The sequence below is a fragment of the Streptomyces sp. NPDC087859 genome, from assembly GCF_044742595.1.
In the GTDB taxonomy this organism is placed as follows: Bacteria; Actinomycetota; Actinomycetes; order Streptomycetales; family Streptomycetaceae; genus Streptomyces; species Streptomyces canus_F.
In genome coordinates, this window is the sequence record NZ_JBIUUU010000014.1 from 39,127 (window position 1) to 61,745 (window position 22,619).

Below are 22,619 nucleotides of genomic sequence, written 5' to 3' on the forward strand. Positions count from 1 at the left end.
ATAGGGTGGGAAGGCTCCTCCGGTACAACCCTCAGCAACACCACGCAGGACCCACCTCCCCACAGCCATCCGCCCACCCACGTTGACGCGGACAGGAGCGGTCATGCCCGCCACGCACCACTCGTCAGCACCCCCGACGGCCGGCACCGAGACACCCCCCGAGCAACACTCGGCAGCCATCCAGCCACCGCCTCCGGAGCCACCCTCCACCGGCGACGGCATCGGGCGCATACCCGTCCTCGACGTCCGTCCGATCGTCCAGCGCGGACGCCGGCCCGCGAAGGCGGTCACCGGCGAGACGTTCGAGATCTCGGCCACCGTGTTCCGCGAAGGCCATGACGCGGTCGCCGCCAACGTCGTACTGAAAGACCCCGAAGGCCGCCCGGGCCCCTGGACCCCGATGCGTGAACTGGTCCCCGGCACCGACCGCTGGGGCGCCGACGTCACAGCCGGTGAACCCGGCCACTGGACCTTCCACGTCGAGGCCTGGGGCGATCCGATCAGCACCTGGCGCCACCACGCCCAGATCAAGATCCCGGCCGGCATGGACACCGACCTCGTCCTGGAGGACGGCGCGCGCCTGTACGAGCGGGCCGCCGACGGCGTCCCCAAGGGCGAGGGCCTGCGCAAGGTGATCCGCGCCGCCGTGGCGGCCCTCCGCGACGAGACCCGCCCGGCCGCGGCGCGGCTGGCGGGTGCGTTGACGCCGGAGGTGGACGCGGTGCTGGCGCGGTATCCGCTGCGGGAGCTGGTGACGGTCTCCGAGGTGCTGCCGCTGCTGGTGGAGCGGGAGCGGGCGCTGTACGGGGCCTGGTACGAGTTCTTCCCGCGCTCGGAGGGCACGCCGGAGCGTCCGCACGGCACGTTCCGTACGGCCGCGCGGCGGTTGGGGGCGATCGCGGCGATGGGGTTCGACGTGGTGTATCTGCCGCCGGTCCATCCGATCGGGTCGACCTTCCGCAAGGGCCCGAACAACACCCTGTCGGCCACCGCGGAAGACGTGGGCGTGCCGTGGGCGATCGGCTCCCCGGAGGGCGGCCACGACGCGGTCCACCCGGATCTGGGCACGATCGAGGACTTCGACTGGTTCGTGGCCCGGGCCCGCGAGCACCGCCTGGAGATCGCGCTGGACTTCGCTCTGCAGTGTTCGCCGGACCATCCCTGGGTGCACAAGCATCCGGAGTGGTTCCATCACCGCCCGGACGGCACCATCGCGTATGCGGAGAACCCGCCGAAGAAGTACCAGGACATCTACCCGATCGCCTTCGACGCCGACATGGACGGTCTGGTCGCGGAGACGCTGCGGGTGCTCAGGTTCTGGATGGAGCACGGTGTGCGGATCTTCCGGGTCGACAACCCGCACACCAAGCCGGTGGTCTTCTGGGAGCGGGTGATCGCGGAGATCAACGCCGGCGATCCGGACGTGATCTTCCTGGCCGAGGCGTTCACCCGGCCGGCGATGATGCACACCCTGGCCCAGATCGGTTTCCAGCAGTCCTACACGTACTTCACCTGGCGCAACACCAAGGAAGAACTCACCGAATATCTGACCGAGCTGTCCGGTGAGGCGGCCGCCTACATGCGGCCCAACTTCTTCGCCAACACCCCCGACATCCTGCACGCCTATCTCCAGCACGGCGGCCGGCCCGCCTTTGAGATCCGGGCGGTCCTGGCCGCGACCCTCTCCCCCACCTGGGGCATCTACAGCGGCTACGAACTGTGCGAGAACACTCCCCTGCGCGAGGGCAGCGAGGAATACCTCGACTCCGAGAAGTACCAGCTCCGCCACCGCGACTGGGACACCGCCGACAGCATCACCCCCCTGATCACCCAGCTGAACCGGATCAGGCGAGCGAGCCCCGCACTGCGCCAGTTGCGCGATCTCCACTTCCACCACGCGGACCAGGAAGCGGTCATCGCGTACTCGAAGCGGAGCGGCTCGAACACGGTTCTGGTGGTCGTCAACCTCGACCCTCACCACACCCAGGAGGCCACGGTCTCGTTGGACATGCCGCAACTCGGCCTGGAATGGCACGAGTCGGTGCCGGTGCGCGACGAGCTCACCGGCGAGACCTATCACTGGGGCAGGGCGAACTATGTGCGCCTCGAACCGGGCACTCGCCCCGCGCACATCCTCACCGTCCTGCGACCGTCCACCCCGCAGACCGGAGGGTCACCCACAATATGATCGTCAACGAGCCCGTCCAGGACACCTTCGAGGACACCCCCGCGAAGGACCGGGACCCCGACTGGTTCAAGCGTGCCGTCTTCTACGAGGTGCTGGTCCGCTCCTTCCAGGACAGCAACGGCGACGGCGTCGGCGACCTCAAGGGCCTCACCGCCAAACTCGACTACCTGCAATGGCTGGGCGTCGACTGCCTGTGGCTGCCGCCGTTCTTCCAGTCACCCCTGCGTGACGGCGGCTACGACGTCTCCAACTACACGGCCGTCCTGCCCGAGTTCGGCGATCTCGCCGACTTCGTGGAGTTCGTCGACTCCGCCCACCAGCGCGGCATGCGCGTGATCATCGACTTCGTCATGAACCACACCAGCGACCAGCACCCGTGGTTCCAGGAGTCCCGCAACGACCCCGACGGCCCCTACGGCGACTACTACGTCTGGGCCGACGACGACAAGCAGTACCAGGACGCCCGGATCATCTTCGTCGACACCGAGGCCTCCAACTGGACCTTCGACCCGGTCCGCAAGCAGTACTACTGGCACCGCTTCTTCTCCCACCAGCCGGACCTCAACTACGAGAACCCGGCGGTCCAGGAGGAGATCATCTCCGCGCTGCGGTTCTGGCTGGACCTCGGCATCGACGGCTTCCGCCTCGACGCGGTGCCGTACCTCTACCAGCAAGAGGGCACCAACTGCGAAAACCTTCCGGCGACCCACGAGTTCCTCAAGCGGGTCCGCAAGGAGATCGACGCGCACTATCCGGACACGGTGCTGCTGGCGGAGGCCAACCAGTGGCCCGAGGACGTCGTCGACTACTTCGGCGACTACCGGGCCGGCGGCGACGAATGCCACATGGCCTTCCACTTCCCCGTCATGCCCCGCATCTTCATGGCGGTGCGCCGCGAGTCGCGCTACCCGGTCTCGGAAATCCTCGCCAAGACCCCGGCGATCCCGTCGAGCTGTCAGTGGGGCATCTTCCTGCGCAACCACGACGAGCTCACCCTCGAGATGGTGACCGACGAAGAACGCGACTACATGTGGGCCGAATACGCCAAAGACCCCCGCATGCGCGCCAACATCGGCATCCGCCGCCGGCTCGCCACCCTGCTCGACAACGACCGCAACCAGATCGAACTGTTCACCGCGCTGCTGCTCTCCCTGCCCGGCTCGCCGATCCTCTACTACGGCGACGAGATCGGCATGGGCGACAACATCTGGCTCGGCGACCGCGACGCCGTCCGCACCCCCATGCAGTGGACACCGGACCGCAACGCAGGTTTTTCGTCCTGTGACCCCGGACGGCTGTATCTGCCGACCATCATGGACCCGGTCTACGGCTACCAGGTCACCAACGTGGAGGCGTCGATGTCGTCGCCCTCCTCGCTGCTCCACTGGACCCGCCGCATGATCGAGATCCGCAAGCAGAACCCCGCCTTCGGCCTCGGCTCCTACACCGAGCTCCAGTCGTCCAACCCCGCCGTGATCGCGTTCCTGCGCGAGTACGAGGACGACCTCGTCCTGTGCGTGCACAACTTCTCCCGCTTCGCACAGCCGACGGAGCTGGACCTGAGCACGTTCAACGGACGCCACCCGGTCGAGTTGTTCGGCGGGGTGCGGTTCCCGGCCATCGGGGACCTGCCGTACTTGCTGACGCTGGCAGGGCACGGTTTCTACTGGTTCCGCCTCCGCAAGGAAGCCCTCTAGAAGCCCGGGCGGGACGGTTTCCCCCGTCCCGCCCGGGGCACGCATCAGTAACACCCCGCCCACCCGGGGAAAGGACGCGACGCCATGTCGGAAGCCGTCATCCGTACTGCCACGACGAGTCCCGCCCTCCTTGCGTCTCTTGATCCACTGCTGCGGGAGTGGCTGCCACGGCAGCGGTGGTTCGCGGGCAAGGGCCGTCCGGTCACCGGGTTCTCGCTGGTCGCGGCGACCGAACTGCTCCCCGTCGACGGCAGGCTGGGCCTGTACCACCTGTTGGTGCGGGCCCATCAGCCCATGACCTCGGGCGACTGCTACCAGCTCCTCATAGGCGTGCGCGAGGCGCTGCCACCCCATCTGGCGCCCGCGCTGATCGGCCATATGGAGGAGGGCCCGCTCGCCGGACGCACGGTGTACGAGGCCCTGTACGACCCCCGGCCCGCCGAGGTGCTCCTGGAGGCGCTGCGCGCCCAGGCCCGCATCGGCGGGCTGCGCTTCGAGCGGGACCCGGGCCAGGAGATCCGGCCCGGTCTGGTGCCCCGCATGGTGACCGCCGAGCAGTCGAACTCGTCGGTGGTCTATGGAGATACGTTCATCCTCAAACTGCTCCGCCGGATCGTGCCCGGCGTCAACCCCGACCTGGAGCTTCCGCTGGCGCTGGCCCGCGAAGGCTGCCCGCGGGTACCGGCGCCGACGGCGTGGCTGCACGCCGACCTCGACGGGGAGTCGTCCGTCCTCGGTGTGCTCCAGCCCTTCGTCCAGGGCGCGGCGGACGGCTGGGAGCTGGCGCTGCGCGAGCTGGCCAAAGGGGAGGACTTCAGCGCGGAGGCGCGGGCGCTGGGGCGGGCCACCGCCGAGGTGCACACCGCGCTGGCCCGGGCACTGCCCTCGGTGACTCTGGGCGCGACACAGCTGCAGTTGCTGGTCGACGGCATGATCGAGCGCCTGGAGGCGGCCGTGCAGGCGGTGCCGTCGCTGCGCCCGTACGCTCCTGGGCTGCACTCGGCGTTCACCGCGCTGGCCGGCCTGGCCGCGGAGGGCCGTACCTGGACCGCTCAGCGCGTGCACGGCGATCTGCACCTGGGCCAGTGTCTGCGCTCGCCCTCCGGGCAGTGGTCGCTGATCGACTTCGAGGGTGAGCCGTCGAAACCGCTGGCCGAGCGGCGGATGCCGCAGCCGCCGGCGCGGGACGTGGCGGGCATGCTCCGCTCCTTCGACTACGCCGCCCTCTCGGCCGATCCCCCGATGCCGGGCTGGGCCCACGCCTGCCGGGCCGCGTACTGCTCCGGGTACGCCGAGATCGCCGGTGCCGATCCGCGGACCGATCCCGTGCTGCTGCGGGCCTACGAGACGGACAAGGCGATCTACGAGGTCGTCTACGAGGCCCGCCACCGGCCCGACTGGCTGCCGGTGCCGATGGCCGCGATCGAGCGGTACGCCACATCCGATCTGATCTGACCCGCACAGCCGAGGAGGCTCCACCCGTGACCCCGCGCCCCCCGTCCAGCGATTCGGATCCGAAGAAGTCGGTCAAGAAGGCCGCGAAAAGCGTGAAGAAGGCCGCGGAGAAGGCGGTCACGAAGAAGGCCGCCGCCCATAAGGAGGCTCCGGCGGTGAGGAAGGCCGCCGCCCAGAAGGCCACGGCGAAGAAGGCGCCCGCCGGGAAGGTCCCGGCGCGGCCCGAGCCCGTCGTGCCGGCCGCCTCCCCCGCCCTCGACGCCCACGACCGCGACCGGCTCCTCTCCGCCACCCACCACAACCCGCACGGCGTCCTGGGCGCCCATCCGGTGCCCGGCGGCATCGCCTTCCGCGTCTTCAAGCCGTACGCGCTCTCCGTCACGGTCGTCGCCGGAACCGTGCGGGCGGAGCTGCACGACGACGGCGACGGGTTCTTCTCGGGCCTGGTGCCGCTGCGAGAGGTCCCCGCGTACCGGCTGCTCGTGGCGTACGAGGGAAGCGTCCAGGAGACCGAGGACGCGTACCGTTTCCTGCCCGCGCTGGGCGATCTGGACCTGCATCTGATCGGCGAGGGCCGGCACGAGCAGCTGTGGAGGGCGCTCGGCGCCGAGCCGATGACCCACCAGGGCGTGACCGGCACCCGCTTCACGGTGTGGGCGCCGAACGCGCGCGGGGTGAGTCTGGCCGGCACGTTCAACTTCTGGGACGGCACGGGGTATCCGATGCGCTCCCTCGGTTCGTCCGGTATCTGGGAGCTGTTCGTGCCCGGCATCGGCGAGGGCGAGCTGTACAAGTTCGCGATCACCCGCCAGGACGGTTCGAGGACCCTGCGGGCCGACCCGATGGCCCGCCGTACGGAGGTCCCGCCCAACACCTCGTCGATCGTGCATGCCTCGCATCACGAGTGGCACGACGACGCGTGGCTCGAGCGGCGCCCGGACATCCCGGCGCACGAGGGGCCGTTCTCGGTGTACGAGGTCCATCTGGCGTCCTGGCGACCGGGGTTGACGTACCGTCAACTCGCCGAACAGCTTCCGGCGTACGTCAAGGACCTCGGTTTCACCCATGTCGAGCTCATGCCGGTCGCCGAGCACCCCTTCGGCGGCTCCTGGGGCTACCAGGTCACCGGCTTCTACGCCCCGACGGCCCGCCTGGGCACCCCCGACGACTTCAAGTACCTGGTGGACGCCTTCCACCAGGCCGGCATCGGTGTGCTGATGGACTGGGTGCCGGCCCACTTCCCGCGCGACGACTGGGCGCTGGCCGAGTTCGACGGGCGGCCCCTGTACGAGCACGAGGACCCGCTCCGCTCCGCGCATCCCGACTGGGGCACCCTGGAGTTCGACTTCGGCCGCCGTGAGGTGCGCAACTTCCTGGTGGCCAACGCCGTCTACTGGTGCGAGGAGTTCCACATCGACGGGCTGCGGGTGGACGCGGTCGCCTCGATGCTCTACCTCGACTACTCGCGCGAGCCCGGGCAGTGGGTGCCGAACGAGCACGGCGGCCGGGAGAACCTGGACGCGGTGGCGTTCCTCCAGGAGATGAACGCCACGGTCTACCGGCGGGTGCCGGGCGTGGTGACCATAGCCGAGGAGTCGACGGCCTGGGACGGCGTCACCCGCGCCACCCATCACATCGGCCCCGGCGGCTTCGGCGGTCTGGGCTTCGGTCTGAAGTGGAACATGGGCTGGATGCACGACTCCCTGGGCTACGTCCAGCACGAGCCGGTCCACCGCAAGTTCCACCACCACGAGATGACGTTCTCCATGGTGTACGCCTACAGCGAGAACTACGTCCTGCCGATCTCCCACGACGAAGTCGTCCACGGCAAACGCTCCCTGGTGTCGAAGATGCCGGGCGACTGGTGGCAGCAACGCGCCACCGACCGCGCCTACCTCGCCTTCATGTGGGCGCACCCCGGCAAGCAACTCCTCTTCATGGGCCAGGAGTTCGCCCAGGGCGCCGAGTGGTCGGAGGCGCACGGCCCGGACTGGTGGCTCCTGGATCCGGCGTACGGCGCGGAGGCGGACCACCGCGGGGTGCGGGACCTGGTCCGTGATCTCAACATCGTCTACCGCCACACCCCGGCCCTGTGGCAGCGGGACACGAGCCCCGACGGCTTCGAGTGGATCGTGGGAGACGCGGCCGAGGACAACGTCTTCGCCTTCCTGCGCCTGGACGCCGAAGGAACCCCCCTCCTCGCCGTCTCGAACTTCTCCCCCGTCGTCCGCCACGGCTACCGCCTGGGCGTGCCCGACTCCGTCCCCGCCTGGCACGAGACCCTCAACACCGACGTCGGCAAGTACGGCGGCGGCGACGTCACCAACCCGGACGTCATCAAGCCGGAGGCGACCGCCTGGCACGGCCGTCCGGCCAGCATCACCCTGACGCTGCCGCCCCTGGCGACGGTGTGGCTGCGGCCCGAGTAGCCGGGATCGGCACTCCGTAGAGTGGCCCGGGTCCACGTCGGTCCTCCACGGGGAGTTGCGGGCCCATGCGATCCGGAAGCACGCGCGGGGTGGTCCTGGCCGCCCTGCTCTGCGCTGTCGCCGTACTGCTGCTCGGCGCGTGCGGACGTGAGGAGGCAGGCCGGGAGACGGAGCCGTCGGCCACCGGGCTCCGGTGGACCCTGTCGGCGCCCACGCGCACCCAGATCAACGGCGCCGAAATCGGCGCTGACCGGCGCACGGTGACCATCGCCGTGGACGTGCCCAGCGGCCCGAACCCATGTGTGCGCGACCTCAAGGCGGAACTCACCGAGCCCGTCGGGAACACCGTGCCGGTCCAGGTCACCTTCGTCTCGCCGTCCGGGGACCGGAGCTCCGGCTGCACGAAGACGACCACGGCGAGGGCCCGCGTCACGTTGCCCGAACCCTTGGGAGACCGCGAGTTGGTGGTCGGCTACCCCGGCGCCGTCTTCACCGCCGAGGGCGCCCGTCCGCCCGCGCTGCGGCTCTGCGGCGACCTGGGCTGCACCCCCGCGGCCACCGGCTGCACCGCCCCCTCCTACGAACAGGCGCTGAAGGCGGTCGGCGCACCCGCGCACACCCTCCGCGACGCGGCGCACTGCGACGGAAAGTGGCTGGTCCTGGACTTCTCCTGGCCCACGGGTCCGGCCTGCGGCGACCAGACGGACGGTGTGTGCATGTCCCGGCTGGGCGACCGCTGGTTCTTCAAGGCCGGGAAGTCGGGCTGGAAGTCGTTCTTCCGCACCGCGGAGGGGGGCTGCCAGGACGTGCGGGACAGGGAGCCGGCCTTCCCGACCGCCCTGTGCGCGTCACTGGAGCCCCTCGCCCCCTCGCTGCACCCGAACCACTCCACGACGACCAAGGCACCCTCGCCCTAGCCGGCCAGCGCCTTCGGCAGCCGTCCGGTGTGCAGCACCCCCAGCCGCTGGGTGGCGCGGGTCAGGGCCACGTACAGGTCGCTCGTGCCGTACAGCCCCGGCTCGACTACCAGCACGGAGTCGAACTCCAGGCCCTTGGACTGCCGCGGGTCGAGGAGTACGACGGTCCGGGTGAGGTCGGGTTCGGCGCCCGCCGTCACCCCGTCCAGGTGCGCCGCCAGCCTGGGGTGCAGATGGCGCGGGGCGATGACCGCGAGCCGGCCCTCGGCGGGGGTCAGCTCCTCGACCGCCTTGGCCACGGCGCCGGGGAGGTCGTCGGTGGCGCGGACCCAGGGCCGTACACCCGTCGAACGGACCGAGCTCGGCGGTTCGAAATCCGGGTTCTCCGCCCGTACGACGGCTGCCGCCAGCTCCATGATCTCGGCGGGCGTGCGGTAGTTGACCCCCAGGCGGGTGTGGTCCCAGCGGTTCTCGACATACGGTTCGAGGATCTTCTGCCAGGAGCCGACGCCCGCCGCCTCCGCGGTCTGCGCGGGGTCGCCGACCAGGGTCATCGAGCGGGTCGGGCTGCGCCGCATGAGCAGCCGCCAGGCCATCGGCGACAGCTCCTGCGCCTCGTCGACGATGATGTGCCCGAAGGCCCAGGTCCGGTCGGCGGCCGCGCGCTCGGCGGCGCTGCGGTGGTCGTCCTCCTCCTGCCGCTCCGCGAACCGTTCGGCGTCGATGATGTCGTGCGCGGACAGCACCTCGGAGTCCTCGTCGTCGATGTCCTCGAACTCATAGGTCCGGGAGGCGTAGGAGACGTCCAGCACGCCCTGCGCGTAGGCGACCTGGTTCTCCCGCTCGCGCTCGGCCCGGGCCCGCGCCAACCGTTCGTCCACGCCGAGCAGTTCGGCCGCCTCGTCGAGGAGCGGTACGTCCGCCACGGTCCATGCCCGGGTCACCGGGCGCCGGATCGCGGCCGCGTCCTCGTCGGGGAGGTAGCCCACCGGGTCGGCGAGGAAGTCCGCGACCAGGCGCTGGGGCGTCAGACGGGGCCACAACTGGTCGATGGCCGCCCACACTTCGCGGTTCTCGGCGATCTCGTCGCGGATCTGTGTGACATCGCTCGGGTCGAGGAGGTTCGTGCCGTCGTACGGGTCGGTGCCGACACGCTCGGCGTACAGCTCGGTGAGCGTGTTGAGGATGTGGCCCTCGAAGTGCTCGCGGGCGACGTTGTGCGGCAGTCCGGCGTCGCGGGTGCGCTCGCGGGCGACCCGCACCAGGTCGTCGTCGAGCATGAGGATCTCGCGCTCGTGCTCGATCGCGATCACCGGGTCGGGCAGTGACTGCCAGTCGCGAACGGCTTCGGCGAGGACGTCCGCCATCGCGGCGCGCCCCTTCACCGCGGCCGCCTCGCGGGTGTCGGTCGCCTTCGCCTTCACGCCGGGGAACAGTTCCCCGACCGTCGCGAGGAGCACGCCCGTCTCGCCCAGCGAGGGCAGCACCTCGCCGATGTAGCCGAGGAAGGCGGGGTTGGGGCCGACGATCAGGACGGCGCGCTTGGCCAGCAACTCACGGTATTCGTACAGGAGATACGCGGCCCGGTGCAGGGCGACGGCCGTCTTGCCGGTGCCGGGGCCGCCCTCGACCACCAGCACTCCGCGGTGCGGTGCCCGGATGATCTCGTCCTGCTCGGCCTGGATGGTCTGCACGATGTCGTGCATCCGGCCGGTGCGGGCGGCGTCGAGCGCGGCCAGCAGGACGGCGTCGCCGGTCGGGTCCTCGTGGCCGGTGCGGGTCGCGTCGCCCAGATCGAGGATCTCGTCGTGCAGGGCGGTGACCTCACGGCCCTCGGTGGTGATGTGCCGGCGCCGCCGCAGGCCCATCGGGGTATGCCCGGTGGCCAGGTAGAACGGCCGGGCCACGGCGGCCCGCCAGTCGATCAGGACCGGCGTGCGCTCGGCGTCGTCCCTGCGCAGACCGATCCGGCCGATGTGGTGACTGGTGCCGGACGTCAGATCGATCCGGCCGAAGCACAGCGAACCGTCCACCGCGTTGAGCGCGGCCAGCAGCCCCGAGCGCTCGGCGACCAGGATGTCCCGCTCCAGGCGGGCCTGCATGGGCGTGTTGCCCTGGGCGAGCGCGTCGGTGACACCTGCCTCGGTGTCACCGCGCAGGGCGTCCACGCGCGCGTACAGGGTGTCGATGAATTCCTGCTCACCGCGAATTTCACCGCTGTTTGACAATTCCACTCCCACGCCGATATACTGTGCCTACTGAGCTTCCCCGCGACCGAATTCCCATAAAGTCGCGAACCATTGAGTGTAAGCAAAGGAATCCCCTCGGCGCAATTGCCGAGGGGATTTTTTTCGTCATGCGTAATCAATCAGACGACGTCGGCCAGTTCCTCCAGCAGACGGCGCTTGGGCCTGGCTCCCACCATGGACTTCACCGGCTCACCCCCGCGGAAGACCATGAACGTGGGCATCGAGAGGACTTTGTAGGCGTTCGTGGTCAGCGGATTGTGGTCCACGTTCAACTGCACCACCTTGAGCCGGCCGGCCTCCTCTGCGGCGAGGGCGCGCAGCACGGGCCCCATCTGTCTGCACGGCGGGCACCAGTCGGCCGTGAACTCCACGAGCACCGGCATCTCGGACCCGATCACTTCCGCCGCGAAATCCGCGTCCGTCACATCGATCACAGTTCCTGCCTTCCCAGTTCGCACAACGGTGGTTCGTCCCCGGCCATGGCCGCCAGCCGTACGCCGATCTGCGCCCGCACCGTCCGCAGTTCGCCGATCAGCTCGTCCAGCTCCGTCAGCTTGCGCCGGTAGACGGCGAGCGAGGCGGGGCACGAGTCGCCCTCGGGATGCCCGGACCGCAGGCACTCCACGAACGGCCGCGTCTCCTCCAGGTCGAACCCGAAGTCCTGGAGCGTCCTGATCTGCCGCAGCAGCTTCAGATCGCTCTCGTCGTACGCCCGGTACCCGTTGTCGCCGCGCCGCGCGGGCAGCAGCCCCCGGGACTCGTAGTACCGCAGCGTCCGCGTCGTGGTCCCGGCCCGTGCGGCCAGCTCGCCGATTCGCATGCGTACGAACGTAAGCCTTGACCCCGACGTCAAGGCAACAGGGGTTTGCGCTCCACGGGAGAGGTGAGCACGATCGAGGTCGTCGTGCGGCCCAGCGCGGAGACCGCTTCGAGGACCTCCTCCAGGTGGACCGTGTCGCGGACGGCGACCTTGAGGATCCAGCAGTCCTCGCCGACCACGTGGTGCACCTCGGTGATCTCGGGGCGCTCGATCAGCTCCAGGGTCCTCGGGTGCTTCAGGTTGTAGCCGCCGTGCGGGTTGACCCGGATGAACGCCTGGATGCCGTAGCCGAGCCGGGCGGGGGCGACATGGGCGCCGTAGCCGCTGATCACGCCCGCCGCCTCCAGCCGCCGCACCCGCTCGGTGACCGCCGCCGGACTCAGCCGCACCCGGCGCCCCAGCTCGCTCAGCTTGATCCGGCCGTCGCTCTGGAGGAGCTCCAGGATCTGCCGGTCCAGCGCGTCGAAGGCCACCGAGGTTTCCTCGGCGGCAGCACGCAGCTGCCGAGGTTCTTTCGGTGTCGCGGACCGAACTCCCATGGTTCCCCCTTCAGGACGTGGATGTGCGCCGGGAGAATTATGGTCATGGAAAAGGCACGGGAGATACTGGTCATCGGCGGCAACCGCTATTTCGGCAAGCGCCTCATCGCACGGCTGCTGGCCGCCGGAAACCGCGTGACCGTACTGAATCGGGGATCCTCGCCGCCACCGCCGGGCGCGACCCATCTGGTCGCCGACCGCAACGACGAGAAGTCCCTGACGGACGCCCTCGGTCCACGGGTGTTCGACGTCGTCGTCGACCAGGTCTGCTACACCCCGCGGCAGGCGGAGATCGCCCGCCGGGTCTTCGCGGGGCGCACCGGACGCTATGTGATGACGTCGACGGTCGAGGTGTACGAGTACGAGGACTCCATCGCGCTCGTACGGGAGGACGCCGTGGATCCGCTGACGGTGACCGTCGACACCGAACTCCCCTGGGAGGACCCGGAGTTCCTGGAGTCCCACTACGGCGAGGGCAAACGGCAGGCGGAGGCGGTGTTCGCGGCCGCGCCGGACTTCCCGTACACGGCCGTCCGGGTGGCCCATGTGCTGGGCGGGGACGACGACTTCACCGGACGCCTCGACCACTACGCCTCCCGCATCCGCGCCGGCGAGCCGATCGCGGTGCCCTTCTCGAACCAGCCCGCCACCTACATCCACGTCGAGGAGATCGCCGACTTCCTGGCGTGGGCGGCCGACGAGGAGTTCACGGGACCGGTCAACGCGGCCTCCCACGGCCTGCTGACCACCGTGGAGCTGTGCGAGGCGGTGACCGCGCACCTGCCCCGGGGCAAGGTGGTGCTCCAGCTCGTCGAGGTCGGCGAGGTCTCGCCGTTCTCCTTCTCCCGCTCCTACGGCATGGACAACTCCCGGGCCGCACGGCTCGGTTTCACCTTCGGCGACGTACGGCAGTGGCTGCCCACGGCGATCGCCGAGACCCTCGGGAAGGGCGGCGGCTGACATGCGGTACCGCACACTTGGCGACCTGCGGGTGAGTGCCGTCGGGCTGGGCGCGATGCCGCTGTCCCTGGAGGGTCACCCGGACGAGCGGCGTGCCCTGGCCACCGTGCACGCGGCACTGGACGCGGGCGTCACCCTGCTGGACACCGCGGACTCGTACCATCCGCCCGGCGCCGAGCCCGGCCACAACGAACTGCTGGTGGCCCGTGCCCTCGCCGCGTACGGCGGTGACACGTCCGAGGTGCTGGTGGCGACGAAGGGCGGCCGGGGCCGGCCGGCCGACGGCAGCTGGACGGTGACGGGTGACCCGCGTCATCTGAAGCGGGCCGCCGAGGGTTCCCTCAAGCGGCTCGGCGTCGAGGCGATCGGCCTCTACCAGCTCCACAAGCCCGACCCGGCCGTGCCCTTCGAGGAGTCGGTCGGCGCACTGCGGGAGCTGCTCGACGAGGGCAAGATCCGCCTCGCCGGGATCTCCAACACCGATGGGGAGCAGATCCGTTCGGCCCGCGCGATCCTCGGTGACCGGCTGGTGTCGGTGCAGAACCGGTACTCCCCCGAGGTCCGCGACAGCGAGGCCGAGCTGCGGCTGTGCGCGGAGCTGGGTCTGGCGTTCCTCCCGTGGAGTCCGCTGGGCGGCATCTCGCGCAGCGCGCTGGACGGACCGTCGCGGCTGCCGGGGGCGGGGCGCTTCGGCGCCTTCCACGAGGTCGCGGCCGAGCGCGGTGTCAGCGCTCAACAGGTCTGTCTGGCATGGCTGTTGGCGAAGTCGCCGACCGTGATCCCGATTCCCGGGGCGAGCCGGCCGGAGACGATCCGGGACTCGGCGGGCGCGGCGGACCTCGTCCTGAGCGCGCGCGAGCTGGTCCGGCTGGACGCTCAGCGCAACGGCGGCTCGTAACGGCCGGGAGGCATCCCCGGGTACCCCGGGTACAGGCCCGGCCCCGGGCCCGGCCCTCTGACGGCCTGCATCCCTCCTCCCCCGCCCTCGTCGCCGTCCGTCATCCAGTCCTCGTCCTCGATGTCCTCGGCGCCCCGCACTCCCAGCAGTCGGCGGGTGAGCCGGTCTCCGTCGGACAGCAGCTCGTCGAGGGCCTCGCGGACGTCCCGCGCCTCGGTGCGGGCCGCTTCGCGCTCGGCGGCGATGAGCACGGACCGGCGTACCAGTTCCTTGGTGAAGGAGGCGGTCGTGCCCTCCGTACGGGCCACGACCTCGTCCGCGATGTCCTGGCCGAGGCCCAGTCCGCTCCCGTAGAGGCCGAGCAGGGCGGCGCGGCCCGCGGCGTCCGGGAGGGGGATCTCGACGGCGAGGTCGACCCGGCCGGGGCGCTGCACGAGGGCGGGTTCGAGGAGGTCGGCGCGGTTGGTGGTGAGGAGGAAGGTCACGTCGGCGTCGTCGCCGAGGCCGTCCATCTCGTTCAGCACCTGGAAGAGCAGGGGTTGTTCGCCGGCGCCGTAGTCGCGGGCCTCGGCGATGAGGTCGCAGTCCTCCAGGACGACGAGGGCCGGCTGGAGCATCCGGGCCAGGGCGCAGGCCGGACCGATGGCCCCGATGCTCTCGCCGGACAGGATCACCACGGTGAACTGCGGGAGGTGGGAGAGGAGATAGCGGATCGTGTGCGTCTTGCCGGTGCCGGGCGGGCCGTACAGCAGCAGGCCCCGGCGCAGATGCTGACCTGCCGCGCGGAGCTGTTCGCGGCGCCGGGCCACGCCCACGACCTGGCGCTCCACGCGGTCCAGGAGTCCGGACGGCAGCACGATGTCTTCGCGGTTCAGGCCGGGGCGGCGGTGGAAGCGGAACGGGCCGAGGCCGTGTCCGAACTCCGAGCCCTCGAAGGAGAGGACCTGTCCGCGGAAGACGTTGTGCTCACGCAGGAGGGCGTCGATCTCGGCGAGGAAGCGGTCCCCGAACTCCTTGTCTCCGGAGAGGACTTCGAGCTCGACCTTGTTGCGCCCGTACTCGTCCTGCGGGCCGCGCAGAAGGACGGCGAACCGCTCGTCGCCCTCGGTGCCGAGGTAGAACCCGCAGGAGACGCAGGCCAGTTCCTCGTCCGGGGAGACGGGCAGGTGGGCGTAGTCGACAGCGCCGATCACGAACCGCTGGTGGCGGTCGGCGACTTCGAGGATGTCACCGAGGGTGAGCTCGCCGCGGTGCTGGGAGCCGCGCATGCCGATCAGTTCATGGGTACGGCCCTCGGCGGCGAACCAGCGTTCCAGGGCGAGATGGACGTTGGGCAGGTCGTAGGAGGCGTACGCGGCCTTCACCACCGGGCGGTCCGCCGGAGCCGAGCCCAGGTGGTCGCGGAGCCGCTTGGCGAGGTCGCGGCTGCCGTCGGCGTCGGTGCGGTTCGGGCGGGCGACCGCCATGAGGAACTCGTGGAACAGCTCGTTGACCCGGTCGAGCGACAGCGGCGAGGGCTCGCGGCCCTTCCCGTACCTCGCCTCGTACTCGGTACTGCTGACGATCTCCGCCCCACCGGGCTCCCCCATGTCCGCCTCCGCGTCGCTCTGCCCCAGGCCTCAAGGTTCTCCAGCGTGCGCCCCGGCGGGCCATGGGTCAAAGCATGTGGGGCAAGTGGTCGCGAACAGAGCGGAAAGGGACGGGAGGCGTCACTCAGGCGGCGTCGAGCAGGTCCTGTTCCTCTTCGGTGACCCGGCTGAAGCAGTCGTCCTCGGTGACCATGACGGTGGACCAGCTCCAGGTCCGCAGGCCGCTGTGCCGGGCGTGGAGTGTCCAGCCCTGCTTCTTGTAGCCGGCCATGAAGTAGGTGCCGTTCTCCGTGAGGGGCGCTTCGGTGGACGGTGCGGACTGCTTCCAGTCCCGCTTCTCGAGGTCGGCCAGCACGACGTCGAGCTGCCGCCGCGGGTCGGTCGGTTCGTCCGTGGGGGTCGCGGGGGTCGAGAATCCTGTGTCCTCGGTCGACCAGGAGACCACGCAAGGTGACAGCCGGGTGATGAGGGCGGCCGGCTTCCGTTCCTCCGCGGTGGTCGCCGAGCCGGCGGTCCGGCCGCTCCGGGAGTACCCCGCCTCGGTCTTCCCCTCCGGCAGCCCGGCGGCCGCGACGGCCGCTTCCAGGTCGCCCCGCACCTCTTCCTGCCCGAAGGACGCCAGGGAGGTCGCCGCGGTCGCGGTGGAGGGAACCCCGTCGCCGCCGCATCCGGTGACGACAACCGCCACTGCGGCGGCGGCCACTGTCCGTGCGGCCCTGATCGCGGAGGTACGCATGTGCTCTTCCCGGTTGACGAATGGTCGGCCCCGGATCTTCGCACGACCCGTCACGACGTCGACCGAGAGGTGCGGCCCATGAGGGCCAGGTCCCGCACGACACGGGGCCTGGCCCCCATCCCCCGTTCAGCCCGCCTTCGGAACCGCTCCGTCGAGGCGTGGTGCCGCCGCCTCCGTGCGTCCCGTCAGCAGGAGGAGCAGTGCGGAGATCGGGCCGCTGATCTCCTCCCCCGCACCCCGCGTCCACTCGATGTCGGTGGCGACGAGGCGGGCCTTCGGCAGTGGCCAGGGGCGGGGCGGGAAGCGCATGGTCCACACCCGGTCGGCGGAGTCGCGTGCGGCGGCCGGGGGCATCTCGCGGGGCCGGCCGAGCGCGAGGGCGATGTCCTGGCCGTGGACGAGGAGGTCGATGAGGGGTTCGCGGGGCGAGGTGGCGGGGGCGAGGCGGCGGGAGCCGATGATGGAGCGCAGGTTGGCGACGATCTCGGCGACGGGCCGCTCCGCCTCGCGTACGGCCGAGTCGTGGATCATCCGGTTCCAGTCGCAGCGGGCGCGGACCATCTCCCGGACGACCTGCCCGTATGTGAACCGTGCCGCGACGGTGAGATGCGCGGCGACGTCCCGCACCCGCCAGTCCCCGCACCGCGTCCGCGTCTCCCACTCCTCGGGGCGCAGCCCCTCCAGAAGGTCGGCCAGCGTCGCGCGCTCCCGGTCGACGATCTGCCAGAGCTCGTCGGTGTCCAGCACGGCATCCGAGACGGCACCCACGGAAATCACCCACTCAAGTGGTAAGCTTCTCTGACCAAATTAGTCAGTGACTCTGACCAATGTCAAGCGATGCGGACCGGAGGCGTCGACCATGGTGCCGGAGAGCGAGCTCACCACGGGCGTGCTCCTGTTCCTCCCGTACCGGGCGCTGGAGAACCGCGTCTTCGCCGCGCTCGCCGAGGCCGGCTTCGACGACTTCACGCCCGCCCAGGCCCGGGTCATGCAGCGCATCGGCCCCGAGGGCACGCGTCTGACGGAACTGGCCGAGCAGGCCCAGATCACCAAGCAGACCGCCGGCTTCCTGGTCGACCAGCTGGAGAAGGCGGGTTATGTGACGCGGGTCCCGGACCCGACGGACCGACGCGCCCGCCTGGTCCGCGGGGCGGCGAAGGCCTGGGCGGCCAAGGAGGTCGCCGACGCGGTGGTCGCCGAGGTCGAGAGGGAGTGGGAGGAGCACCTGGGCAAGCGGCGGATGAAGCAGTTGCGCGAGGCCCTGACGCTGCTGCGGGAGATCACGGACCCCTGGGCCCAGTAGTGCTTCGTCAGGTCTGGGCCGGGGCTCCCGCCTTCGCCGCCTCCTCGACCTCCAGCAGCGAGGCACTGCGCCGTTCCGCCTCGAAGGCGCGATGGCCGCCGCGCAGGCCGAACAGGCGCTTGGCCAGGAGGATGTAGACCACGGCGAGGATGTTGAGGACCAGCGTGGCGATCTTCAACCAGCTGATGTGCTCGGTGAGTTCATAGATCTCCAGCGGGAGGAACGCGGCCGTGGCGACGACCGTCAGATACTCCGCCCAGCGCCTGGCGTACCAGAGGCCGGCCGCCTCGACGAGTTCGATCACGGCGTAGGCCAGAAGCAGCACCGCCACCAGGAGCAGGGTGTCGTGCCGGTATCCGAAGGTCTTCTGGATGGTGCCCACGACCGGTGAGTGGTCGAGGTCGTAGTGGAAGTGCCTGAACACCGGGCGGAAGACGTCCAGATACTCGTCGAAGAGGCTGCGCACCGCGTCCTGGCTGTTGCTGAACCTCCAGACCGCCAGCGCCACCAGCACGATGAACACCCCGCGCACCGCCCGCTCGACGGCGAGGAAGCGCAGGACGAACAGGTCGCGCAGGACCTTGCCGCGCGGCACCAGCGGGGCTTCGGCGGCCGGCCCGGAACCGTGCGGCTCCCCCAGCGCGAAGTCGCCGCAGCGCAGACAGCGCCAGACCTCCCCGAGAGCGGTCTCCGCGCACAGCCCCGCCCGCAGCCGGGGGTCGTCCGGCGCGTACGTCACATGTCCGCGACGCGCGCACGTCCGCCGGTCCCAGTCGATCGCCATCCTCCGTGCCTCCACCGACGTGCCGCGCCTGTACTGGACAGACGCGGCACGCTACGGGGAGGGGGTAAGAGTTCGGTGAGTCAGCGGCTGCCGGCCAACTCCTTCTCCTCCGCGGCCGCCTCGACGGGCTCCGCCGCCTTCTTCCGCCCCGGCAGCAGCACCGCGACCAGCACCGTGCCGACCCCCAGGACCACGGCCCCGATCAGGCTGGTGTGGGCGACCGCGTCGGAGAAGGAGGAGCCGACCGCTTCGGCCATCTGCTTGGCTCCGGCGGCGAGTTGATCGGCCTGCGCCTTCAACTGGGCGGCCTGCTGGGGGTCCGTCGCCTTCGCGGCCTGTCCGGCGACCTGTCGGGCCTGTTCCCCGATGCCCTGCGCGACGGCGTACCCGGCACCGACCGAGTCCTGCGCGGTGTCGAGCGTGGCCGCGGGGAGCTTGCTGCCGCCGGTGGCATCGGCGAGGTGGCCGGAGTACGACGTCGCCAGCAGCGAGCCGAGGATCGCGATGCCGAGCGAGCCGCCGAGCTCGATCGAGGTGTCGTTCACCGCGCCGCCGACGCCCAGTTCGGACTCGGGGAACGCCCCCATGATCGCGTCCGTGGCGGGCGAGAGGGCGAGGCCGATCGCCAGACCGAGGACGGCGAGCGGGGCGACGAAATCGCCGTACGACGAACCCGCGTCCACCTGGGTCAGCAGCGCGAGCGCCGCGGTGCCGCCCACCATGCCCGCGGTGACCGTCCACTTCATGCCGACCCGCGGGGTGAGGAACCCGGTCAGAGCCGAACCGGCGAAGACCGCGCCGGCGAGCGGCAGCATGCGCAGGCCGGTCTCCAGGGCGCTGTAGCCGAGGACGAACTGGAGGTGCTGGGTGAGGTAGTAGAAGGCGCCGAAGACGGCGAGGAAGAACAGGGCGACGGCGAGGTTGGAGCCGGCGAAACCGCGGTCGGTGAAGCGGCGGACGTCGACGACGGGGCGCGGATGACGCAGCTCCCACAGAACGAAGGCCAGCAGTCCGGCGCCCGCGACGACCGCGGCGCCGATCGCCTTCACACCCCATCCGAAGTGCGGGCCCTCGATGATCATGTAGACCAGCGAGCCGATCCACACCACCGACAACAGTCCGCCGACGTAGTCGATCCGGCCCCTGCCCCTGGCCTTGGACGGCGGGACGAGGACCAGGGCGCCGACGATCGCGAGCGCGGCGACGGGGACGTTGATGAGGAACGTCGAGGTCCAGTCGTGGTTCTCCAGGAGCGCGCCCGCGACCAGCGGACCGGCCGCGATGGCCACGCCCGACGTGGCGGTCCACACGGTGATCGCCTTGGCCCGCTCGGCGCGCGGGAAGGTCGAGGCGAGCAGGGACAGCGTCGCCGGCATGATCATCGCGGCGCCGGTGCCCATCACGGCACGGGCCGCGATGACCGTCGTGGAGCTGTCGGCGAAGTACCCGAAGACGGACCCGCCGCCGAACACGATCAGGCCGAGCAGCAGGGCGCCGCGGCGGCTGTACTTGTCGCCGATCGCGCCGAGCAGCAGCATCAGCGCGGCGTACGGGACGGTGTAGCCGTCGATGACCCACTGGAGATCGGCGCTGGACAGACCGAGGTCCTCGGTCATGGCGGGCGCGGCGACCGTGAGGGCGGTGTTCGCCATCACGATGATCAGCAGGCTCAGACAGAGGACGAGGAGCGCCCACCAACGCCGGGCGTAGGGGCGGTCCATCCTCTCGACCGGTTCGGTCATGACGAGTCGCATGGCAGGGGTGGCCTTCCTCAGCGGACTTTCTTCCACGGGTTGCACAGCGCTGTGCAACTGCACAACACTGTGCAATGTACGCTCCTTGCACAGCACTGTGCAAGTCGATGAGGGAAGAGGCACAATGGCGTCCATGACCACGGGTAACACCAGCCGCGCCGACGCCAACCGCCGCCGCATCCTCGACGTGGCGCTCGCCGAGCTGCTGCGCGATCCGGACGCGTCCATGGACCAGATCGCGCGCGCCGCGGGAGTCGTACGGCGGACCGTGTACGGGCACTTCCCCAGCCGCGAGGCGCTGGTGAGCACGCTCGTCGACGGAGCCGTCGAAGCGGTGGCGGCCGCAGACGAGGCGGGGCGCAAGGACTTCGAGGACCCGGCACAGGCGCTGGCCGCCTCCACCCTGGCGGTCTGGGAGGTCGCCGACCGCTATCGCATCCTGGTCGCGCTGGCCCAGCGCAGCGTGACGATGCAGGGCATCCGGGAACGTCTGACGCCGGTGCGCGAGTCCAGCGAGGAGCTGCTGCGGCGCGGTCTGGAAGCGGGCGTCTTCGTCTCCCCGCTGCCCGTGCCGGCTCTGGCGTATGTCCATGAGCAGCTGGTGTTCGCGGTGATGGAGGCGGTGAACGACGGCCTCCTGGCACCCGAAGAGGCGGGCCGCTCCGCCGCGGTCACCGTACTGACCGCGGCGGGCGTACCCGCCTCTCGTGCCACCGAGCTGGTGGCGAAGCTGAGCGATTGAGTTGTACTGCTGCCGGTTGTGGCCCGGGCGGCTGAGCGACGGGGGAGCTTCTCAGCCGCCCGGAGTCTGTTGCCCTCGCGGGCTGGGCCCCGAGCTCTAGGCCTTTGCGAGCTCCTTCTCGCCACCCTGCTCCGGCACATCCGCGACAACGGTCTCGTGGCCGTCGTCGAGGAGGGTCTTCTCGTCGAAGGGGAGATGACCGGCGAGGACCTGGTCGACGCGCTCGCGGTCGATCTCCTTGGTCCAGGTGCCGATCAGGACCGTGGCGACGGCGTTGCCCGCGAAGTTGGTGAGGGCGCGGGCCTCGCTCATGAAGCGGTCGATGCCGACGATGAGGCCGATACCGTCCACCAGGGCGGGCTTGTGCGACTGGAGACCACCGGCCAGCGTGGCCAGACCCGCACCGGTGACACCGGCGGCGCCCTTCGAGGCGACGAACAGGAAGAGCAGCAGCGGGATCTGCTCACCGATGGACATCGGCGTACCCATGGCGTCGGCGATGAACAGCGAGGCCATGGTCATGTAGATCATGGTGCCGTCGAGGTTGAAGGAGTAGCCGGTCGGGACGGTGATGCCGACGACGGGCTTGCTGATGCCCAGGTGCTCCATCTTCGCGATGAGCCGCGGCAGCGCGGACTCGGAGGAGGAGGTCGACAGGATCAGCAGGAACTCACGGCCGAGGTACTTGAAGAGCGTGAGGATGTTCAGGCCCGCGATCACCCGCAGCAGCGTGCCGAGCACGATGAAGACGAACAGGACGCAGGTGGTGTAGAAGCCCAGCATCAGCAGGGCGAGGTCCTTCAGCGCGTCCACGCCGGCGGAGCCCACGACGGCGGCCATGGCACCGAAGGCACCGATCGGAGCGGCCCACATGATCATGGCGAGGATGCGGAAGACGAGCCGCTGGATGTGCTCGACACCGCGCAGGACCGGCGCACCGGCGGGACCCATGGCTTGGAGCGCGAACCCGGCGAGCAGCGCGATGAGCAGCGTCTGCAGGACCTCGCCCTGGGTGAACGCGGAGATCATCGTGGTCGGGATGATGCCGAGCAGGAACTCGGTGGTGTCCTTGGCCTCCGCGTCGACCTGTGCGTGACCGGCGTCCTTGACCGCGTCGGTCACCGCGAGGCCGGTGCCCGGGTCCAGGATGTTGCCGACGACGAGGCCGATACCCAGCGCGACCATCGACATGATCGTGAAGTAGAGCAGCGCGATACCGCCGACGGCACCGACCTTGGCGGCCTTCCGTACCGAACCGATGCCCAGCACGATCGTGCAGAAGATGATCGGCGAGATCATCATCTTGATCAGGTTCACGAAGCCGGTACCGATGGGCTTCAGCTCGACGGCGAAGTCCGGCGCGACCATGCCGACAAGAATGCCGAGGGCGACCGCGACGATCACCGCGATGTACAGATAATGGGTGCGGTCCCGCTTGGCGGGCGCGGCAGATGCGGTTTCGGGGGTGCTGGCGGCCACGGCTGCCCTCCTTTGACGTCTTCGTCGGTTGTCACCGGCGTGCGGCTCACGTCCGGGCTTTAGAGGAATGCCGTGACTAT

19 protein-coding genes are annotated in these 22,619 nt (G+C 70.2%); 9 read left to right on the forward strand and 10 right to left on the reverse strand.

Annotated elements, in window-relative coordinates; genetic code table 11:
- Positions 1 to 103: 103 nt before the first annotated feature.
- From ACIOHP_RS31920 to ACIOHP_RS31940, 5 genes are all read left to right on the forward strand, one after another.
- On the forward strand, positions 104 to 2,188 hold the full coding sequence (locus ACIOHP_RS31920; RefSeq protein WP_401893026.1) for an alpha-1,4-glucan--maltose-1-phosphate maltosyltransferase: 2,085 nt from the start codon (positions 104 to 106) through the stop codon (positions 2,186 to 2,188).
- The gene (gene treS, locus ACIOHP_RS31925; protein WP_361479174.1) at positions 2,185 to 3,885 is read left to right on the forward strand and encodes a maltose alpha-D-glucosyltransferase; all 1,701 of its coding nucleotides are present in this window, start codon (positions 2,185 to 2,187) and stop codon (positions 3,883 to 3,885) included. The genes ACIOHP_RS31920 and treS overlap by 4 nt, the downstream gene beginning before the upstream one ends.
- An 84-nt stretch (positions 3,886 to 3,969) precedes the next feature.
- Complete coding sequence (locus ACIOHP_RS31930; RefSeq protein ID WP_361541947.1) at positions 3,970 to 5,340, forward strand: maltokinase N-terminal cap-like domain-containing protein; 1,371 nt, start codon at positions 3,970 to 3,972, stop codon at positions 5,338 to 5,340.
- A gap of 26 nt (positions 5,341 to 5,366) precedes the next feature.
- Positions 5,367 to 7,769 (forward strand): 1,4-alpha-glucan branching enzyme, encoded by a 2,403-nt coding sequence (glgB, locus tag ACIOHP_RS31935; protein ID WP_401893030.1) that lies wholly within the window; start codon positions 5,367 to 5,369, stop codon positions 7,767 to 7,769.
- A 65-nt stretch (positions 7,770 to 7,834) separates the two neighbouring features.
- Positions 7,835 to 8,686 (forward strand): hypothetical protein, encoded by an 852-nt coding sequence (locus ACIOHP_RS31940; RefSeq protein WP_401893033.1) that lies wholly within the window; start codon positions 7,835 to 7,837, stop codon positions 8,684 to 8,686.
- Here ACIOHP_RS31940 and ACIOHP_RS31945 read toward each other — a convergent pair.
- From ACIOHP_RS31945 to ACIOHP_RS31960, 4 genes are all read right to left on the reverse strand, one after another.
- Positions 8,683 to 10,896: a HelD family protein gene (locus tag ACIOHP_RS31945; protein WP_401893308.1), complete on the reverse strand. Its 2,214-nt coding sequence runs from the start codon at positions 10,894 to 10,896 to the stop codon at positions 8,683 to 8,685. The two genes, ACIOHP_RS31940 and ACIOHP_RS31945, sit on opposite strands and share 4 nt — an antisense overlap.
- Positions 10,897 to 11,054: 158 nt before the next feature.
- Complete coding sequence (locus tag ACIOHP_RS31950; protein WP_361541956.1) at positions 11,055 to 11,369, reverse strand: thioredoxin domain-containing protein; 315 nt, start codon at positions 11,367 to 11,369, stop codon at positions 11,055 to 11,057.
- Complete coding sequence (locus ACIOHP_RS31955) at positions 11,366 to 11,755, reverse strand: MerR family transcriptional regulator (RefSeq protein ID WP_401893037.1); 390 nt, start codon at positions 11,753 to 11,755, stop codon at positions 11,366 to 11,368. The genes ACIOHP_RS31950 and ACIOHP_RS31955 overlap by 4 nt, the downstream gene beginning before the upstream one ends.
- A gap of 29 nt (positions 11,756 to 11,784) precedes the next feature.
- Positions 11,785 to 12,294: an Lrp/AsnC family transcriptional regulator gene (locus ACIOHP_RS31960; RefSeq protein WP_361541962.1), complete on the reverse strand. Its 510-nt coding sequence runs from the start codon at positions 12,292 to 12,294 to the stop codon at positions 11,785 to 11,787.
- Positions 12,295 to 12,339: 45 nt separating this feature from the next.
- Between ACIOHP_RS31960 and ACIOHP_RS31965 the strand changes: the two genes are divergently transcribed.
- Together ACIOHP_RS31965 and ACIOHP_RS31970 are read left to right on the forward strand one after the other, a co-directional pair.
- A complete protein-coding gene (locus ACIOHP_RS31965; RefSeq protein ID WP_401893041.1) occupies positions 12,340 to 13,254 on the forward strand; it encodes an NAD-dependent epimerase/dehydratase family protein in 915 nt (304 codons plus the stop codon).
- Between the two features lies 1 nt (position 13,255).
- The gene (locus ACIOHP_RS31970) at positions 13,256 to 14,152 is read left to right on the forward strand and encodes an aldo/keto reductase (protein ID WP_401893043.1); all 897 of its coding nucleotides are present in this window, start codon (positions 13,256 to 13,258) and stop codon (positions 14,150 to 14,152) included.
- On the opposite strand, the gene ACIOHP_RS31975 is transcribed toward ACIOHP_RS31970, so the two are convergent.
- The 3 genes from ACIOHP_RS31975 to ACIOHP_RS31985 form a co-directional block, all read right to left on the reverse strand.
- On the reverse strand, positions 14,131 to 15,741 hold the full coding sequence (locus tag ACIOHP_RS31975; RefSeq protein ID WP_401893046.1) for an AAA family ATPase: 1,611 nt from the start codon (positions 15,739 to 15,741) through the stop codon (positions 14,131 to 14,133). The genes ACIOHP_RS31970 and ACIOHP_RS31975 overlap by 22 nt on opposite strands.
- Before the next feature lie 124 nt (positions 15,742 to 15,865).
- Positions 15,866 to 16,477: a hypothetical protein gene (locus tag ACIOHP_RS31980; RefSeq protein ID WP_401893048.1), complete on the reverse strand. Its 612-nt coding sequence runs from the start codon at positions 16,475 to 16,477 to the stop codon at positions 15,866 to 15,868.
- A gap of 126 nt (positions 16,478 to 16,603) precedes the next feature.
- Positions 16,604 to 17,245: a maleylpyruvate isomerase family mycothiol-dependent enzyme gene (locus tag ACIOHP_RS31985; protein ID WP_401893051.1), complete on the reverse strand. Its 642-nt coding sequence runs from the start codon at positions 17,243 to 17,245 to the stop codon at positions 16,604 to 16,606.
- A 91-nt stretch (positions 17,246 to 17,336) separates the two neighbouring features.
- On the opposite strand from ACIOHP_RS31985, the gene ACIOHP_RS31990 reads away from it, so the two are divergent.
- Positions 17,337 to 17,780 carry a MarR family transcriptional regulator gene (locus ACIOHP_RS31990; protein WP_361541980.1) on the forward strand — a complete coding sequence of 148 codons (444 nt, stop codon included), beginning with the start codon at positions 17,337 to 17,339 and terminating at the stop codon, positions 17,778 to 17,780.
- A gap of 7 nt (positions 17,781 to 17,787) precedes the next feature.
- Here ACIOHP_RS31990 and ACIOHP_RS31995 read toward each other — a convergent pair whose 3' ends face one another.
- Both ACIOHP_RS31995 and ACIOHP_RS32000 read right to left on the reverse strand, forming a co-directional pair.
- Positions 17,788 to 18,564 carry a DUF2127 domain-containing protein gene (locus tag ACIOHP_RS31995; RefSeq protein WP_401893054.1) on the reverse strand — a complete coding sequence of 259 codons (777 nt, stop codon included), beginning with the start codon at positions 18,562 to 18,564 and terminating at the stop codon, positions 17,788 to 17,790.
- 80 nt (positions 18,565 to 18,644) lie between these two features.
- On the reverse strand, positions 18,645 to 20,318 hold the full coding sequence (locus ACIOHP_RS32000; protein WP_401893056.1) for an MFS transporter: 1,674 nt from the start codon (positions 20,316 to 20,318) through the stop codon (positions 18,645 to 18,647).
- A gap of 124 nt (positions 20,319 to 20,442) precedes the next feature.
- Here ACIOHP_RS32000 and ACIOHP_RS32005 point away from each other — a divergent pair, with 124 nt between their 5' ends.
- Entirely contained in the window at positions 20,443 to 21,060 is a 618-nt protein-coding gene (locus ACIOHP_RS32005; protein ID WP_361541989.1) for a TetR/AcrR family transcriptional regulator, read from the forward strand.
- 96 nt (positions 21,061 to 21,156) lie between these two features.
- Here ACIOHP_RS32005 and ACIOHP_RS32010 read toward each other — a convergent pair whose 3' ends face one another.
- A complete protein-coding gene (locus ACIOHP_RS32010; protein ID WP_361541992.1) occupies positions 21,157 to 22,539 on the reverse strand; it encodes a cation:dicarboxylate symporter family transporter in 1,383 nt (460 codons plus the stop codon).
- Positions 22,540 to 22,619: the final 80 nt, after the last annotated feature.

Coding starts and splice junctions, on each gene's coding strand:
- treS (WP_361479174.1), top strand. CDS start 2,185: ATGATCGTCAACGAGCCCGTCCAGGACACCTTCGAGGACACCCCCGCG.
- ACIOHP_RS32005 (WP_361541989.1), top strand. CDS start 20,443: ATGGCGTCCATGACCACGGGTAACACCAGCCGCGCCGACGCCAACCGC.
- ACIOHP_RS31960 (WP_361541962.1), bottom strand. CDS start 12,294: ATGGGAGTTCGGTCCGCGACACCGAAAGAACCTCGGCAGCTGCGTGCT.
- ACIOHP_RS31965 (WP_401893041.1), top strand. CDS start 12,340: ATGGAAAAGGCACGGGAGATACTGGTCATCGGCGGCAACCGCTATTTC.
- ACIOHP_RS31980 (WP_401893048.1), bottom strand. CDS start 16,477: ATGCGTACCTCCGCGATCAGGGCCGCACGGACAGTGGCCGCCGCCGCA.
- ACIOHP_RS32000 (WP_401893056.1), bottom strand. CDS start 20,318: ATGCGACTCGTCATGACCGAACCGGTCGAGAGGATGGACCGCCCCTAC.
- ACIOHP_RS31955 (WP_401893037.1), bottom strand. CDS start 11,755: ATGCGAATCGGCGAGCTGGCCGCACGGGCCGGGACCACGACGCGGACG.
- ACIOHP_RS31920 (WP_401893026.1), top strand. CDS start 104: ATGCCCGCCACGCACCACTCGTCAGCACCCCCGACGGCCGGCACCGAG.
- ACIOHP_RS31930 (WP_361541947.1), top strand. CDS start 3,970: ATGTCGGAAGCCGTCATCCGTACTGCCACGACGAGTCCCGCCCTCCTT.
- ACIOHP_RS31970 (WP_401893043.1), top strand. CDS start 13,256: ATGCGGTACCGCACACTTGGCGACCTGCGGGTGAGTGCCGTCGGGCTG.
- ACIOHP_RS31940 (WP_401893033.1), top strand. CDS start 7,835: ATGCGATCCGGAAGCACGCGCGGGGTGGTCCTGGCCGCCCTGCTCTGC.
- ACIOHP_RS31995 (WP_401893054.1), bottom strand. CDS start 18,564: ATGGCGATCGACTGGGACCGGCGGACGTGCGCGCGTCGCGGACATGTG.
- ACIOHP_RS31975 (WP_401893046.1), bottom strand. CDS start 15,741: ATGGGGGAGCCCGGTGGGGCGGAGATCGTCAGCAGTACCGAGTACGAG.
- ACIOHP_RS31990 (WP_361541980.1), top strand. CDS start 17,337: ATGGTGCCGGAGAGCGAGCTCACCACGGGCGTGCTCCTGTTCCTCCCG.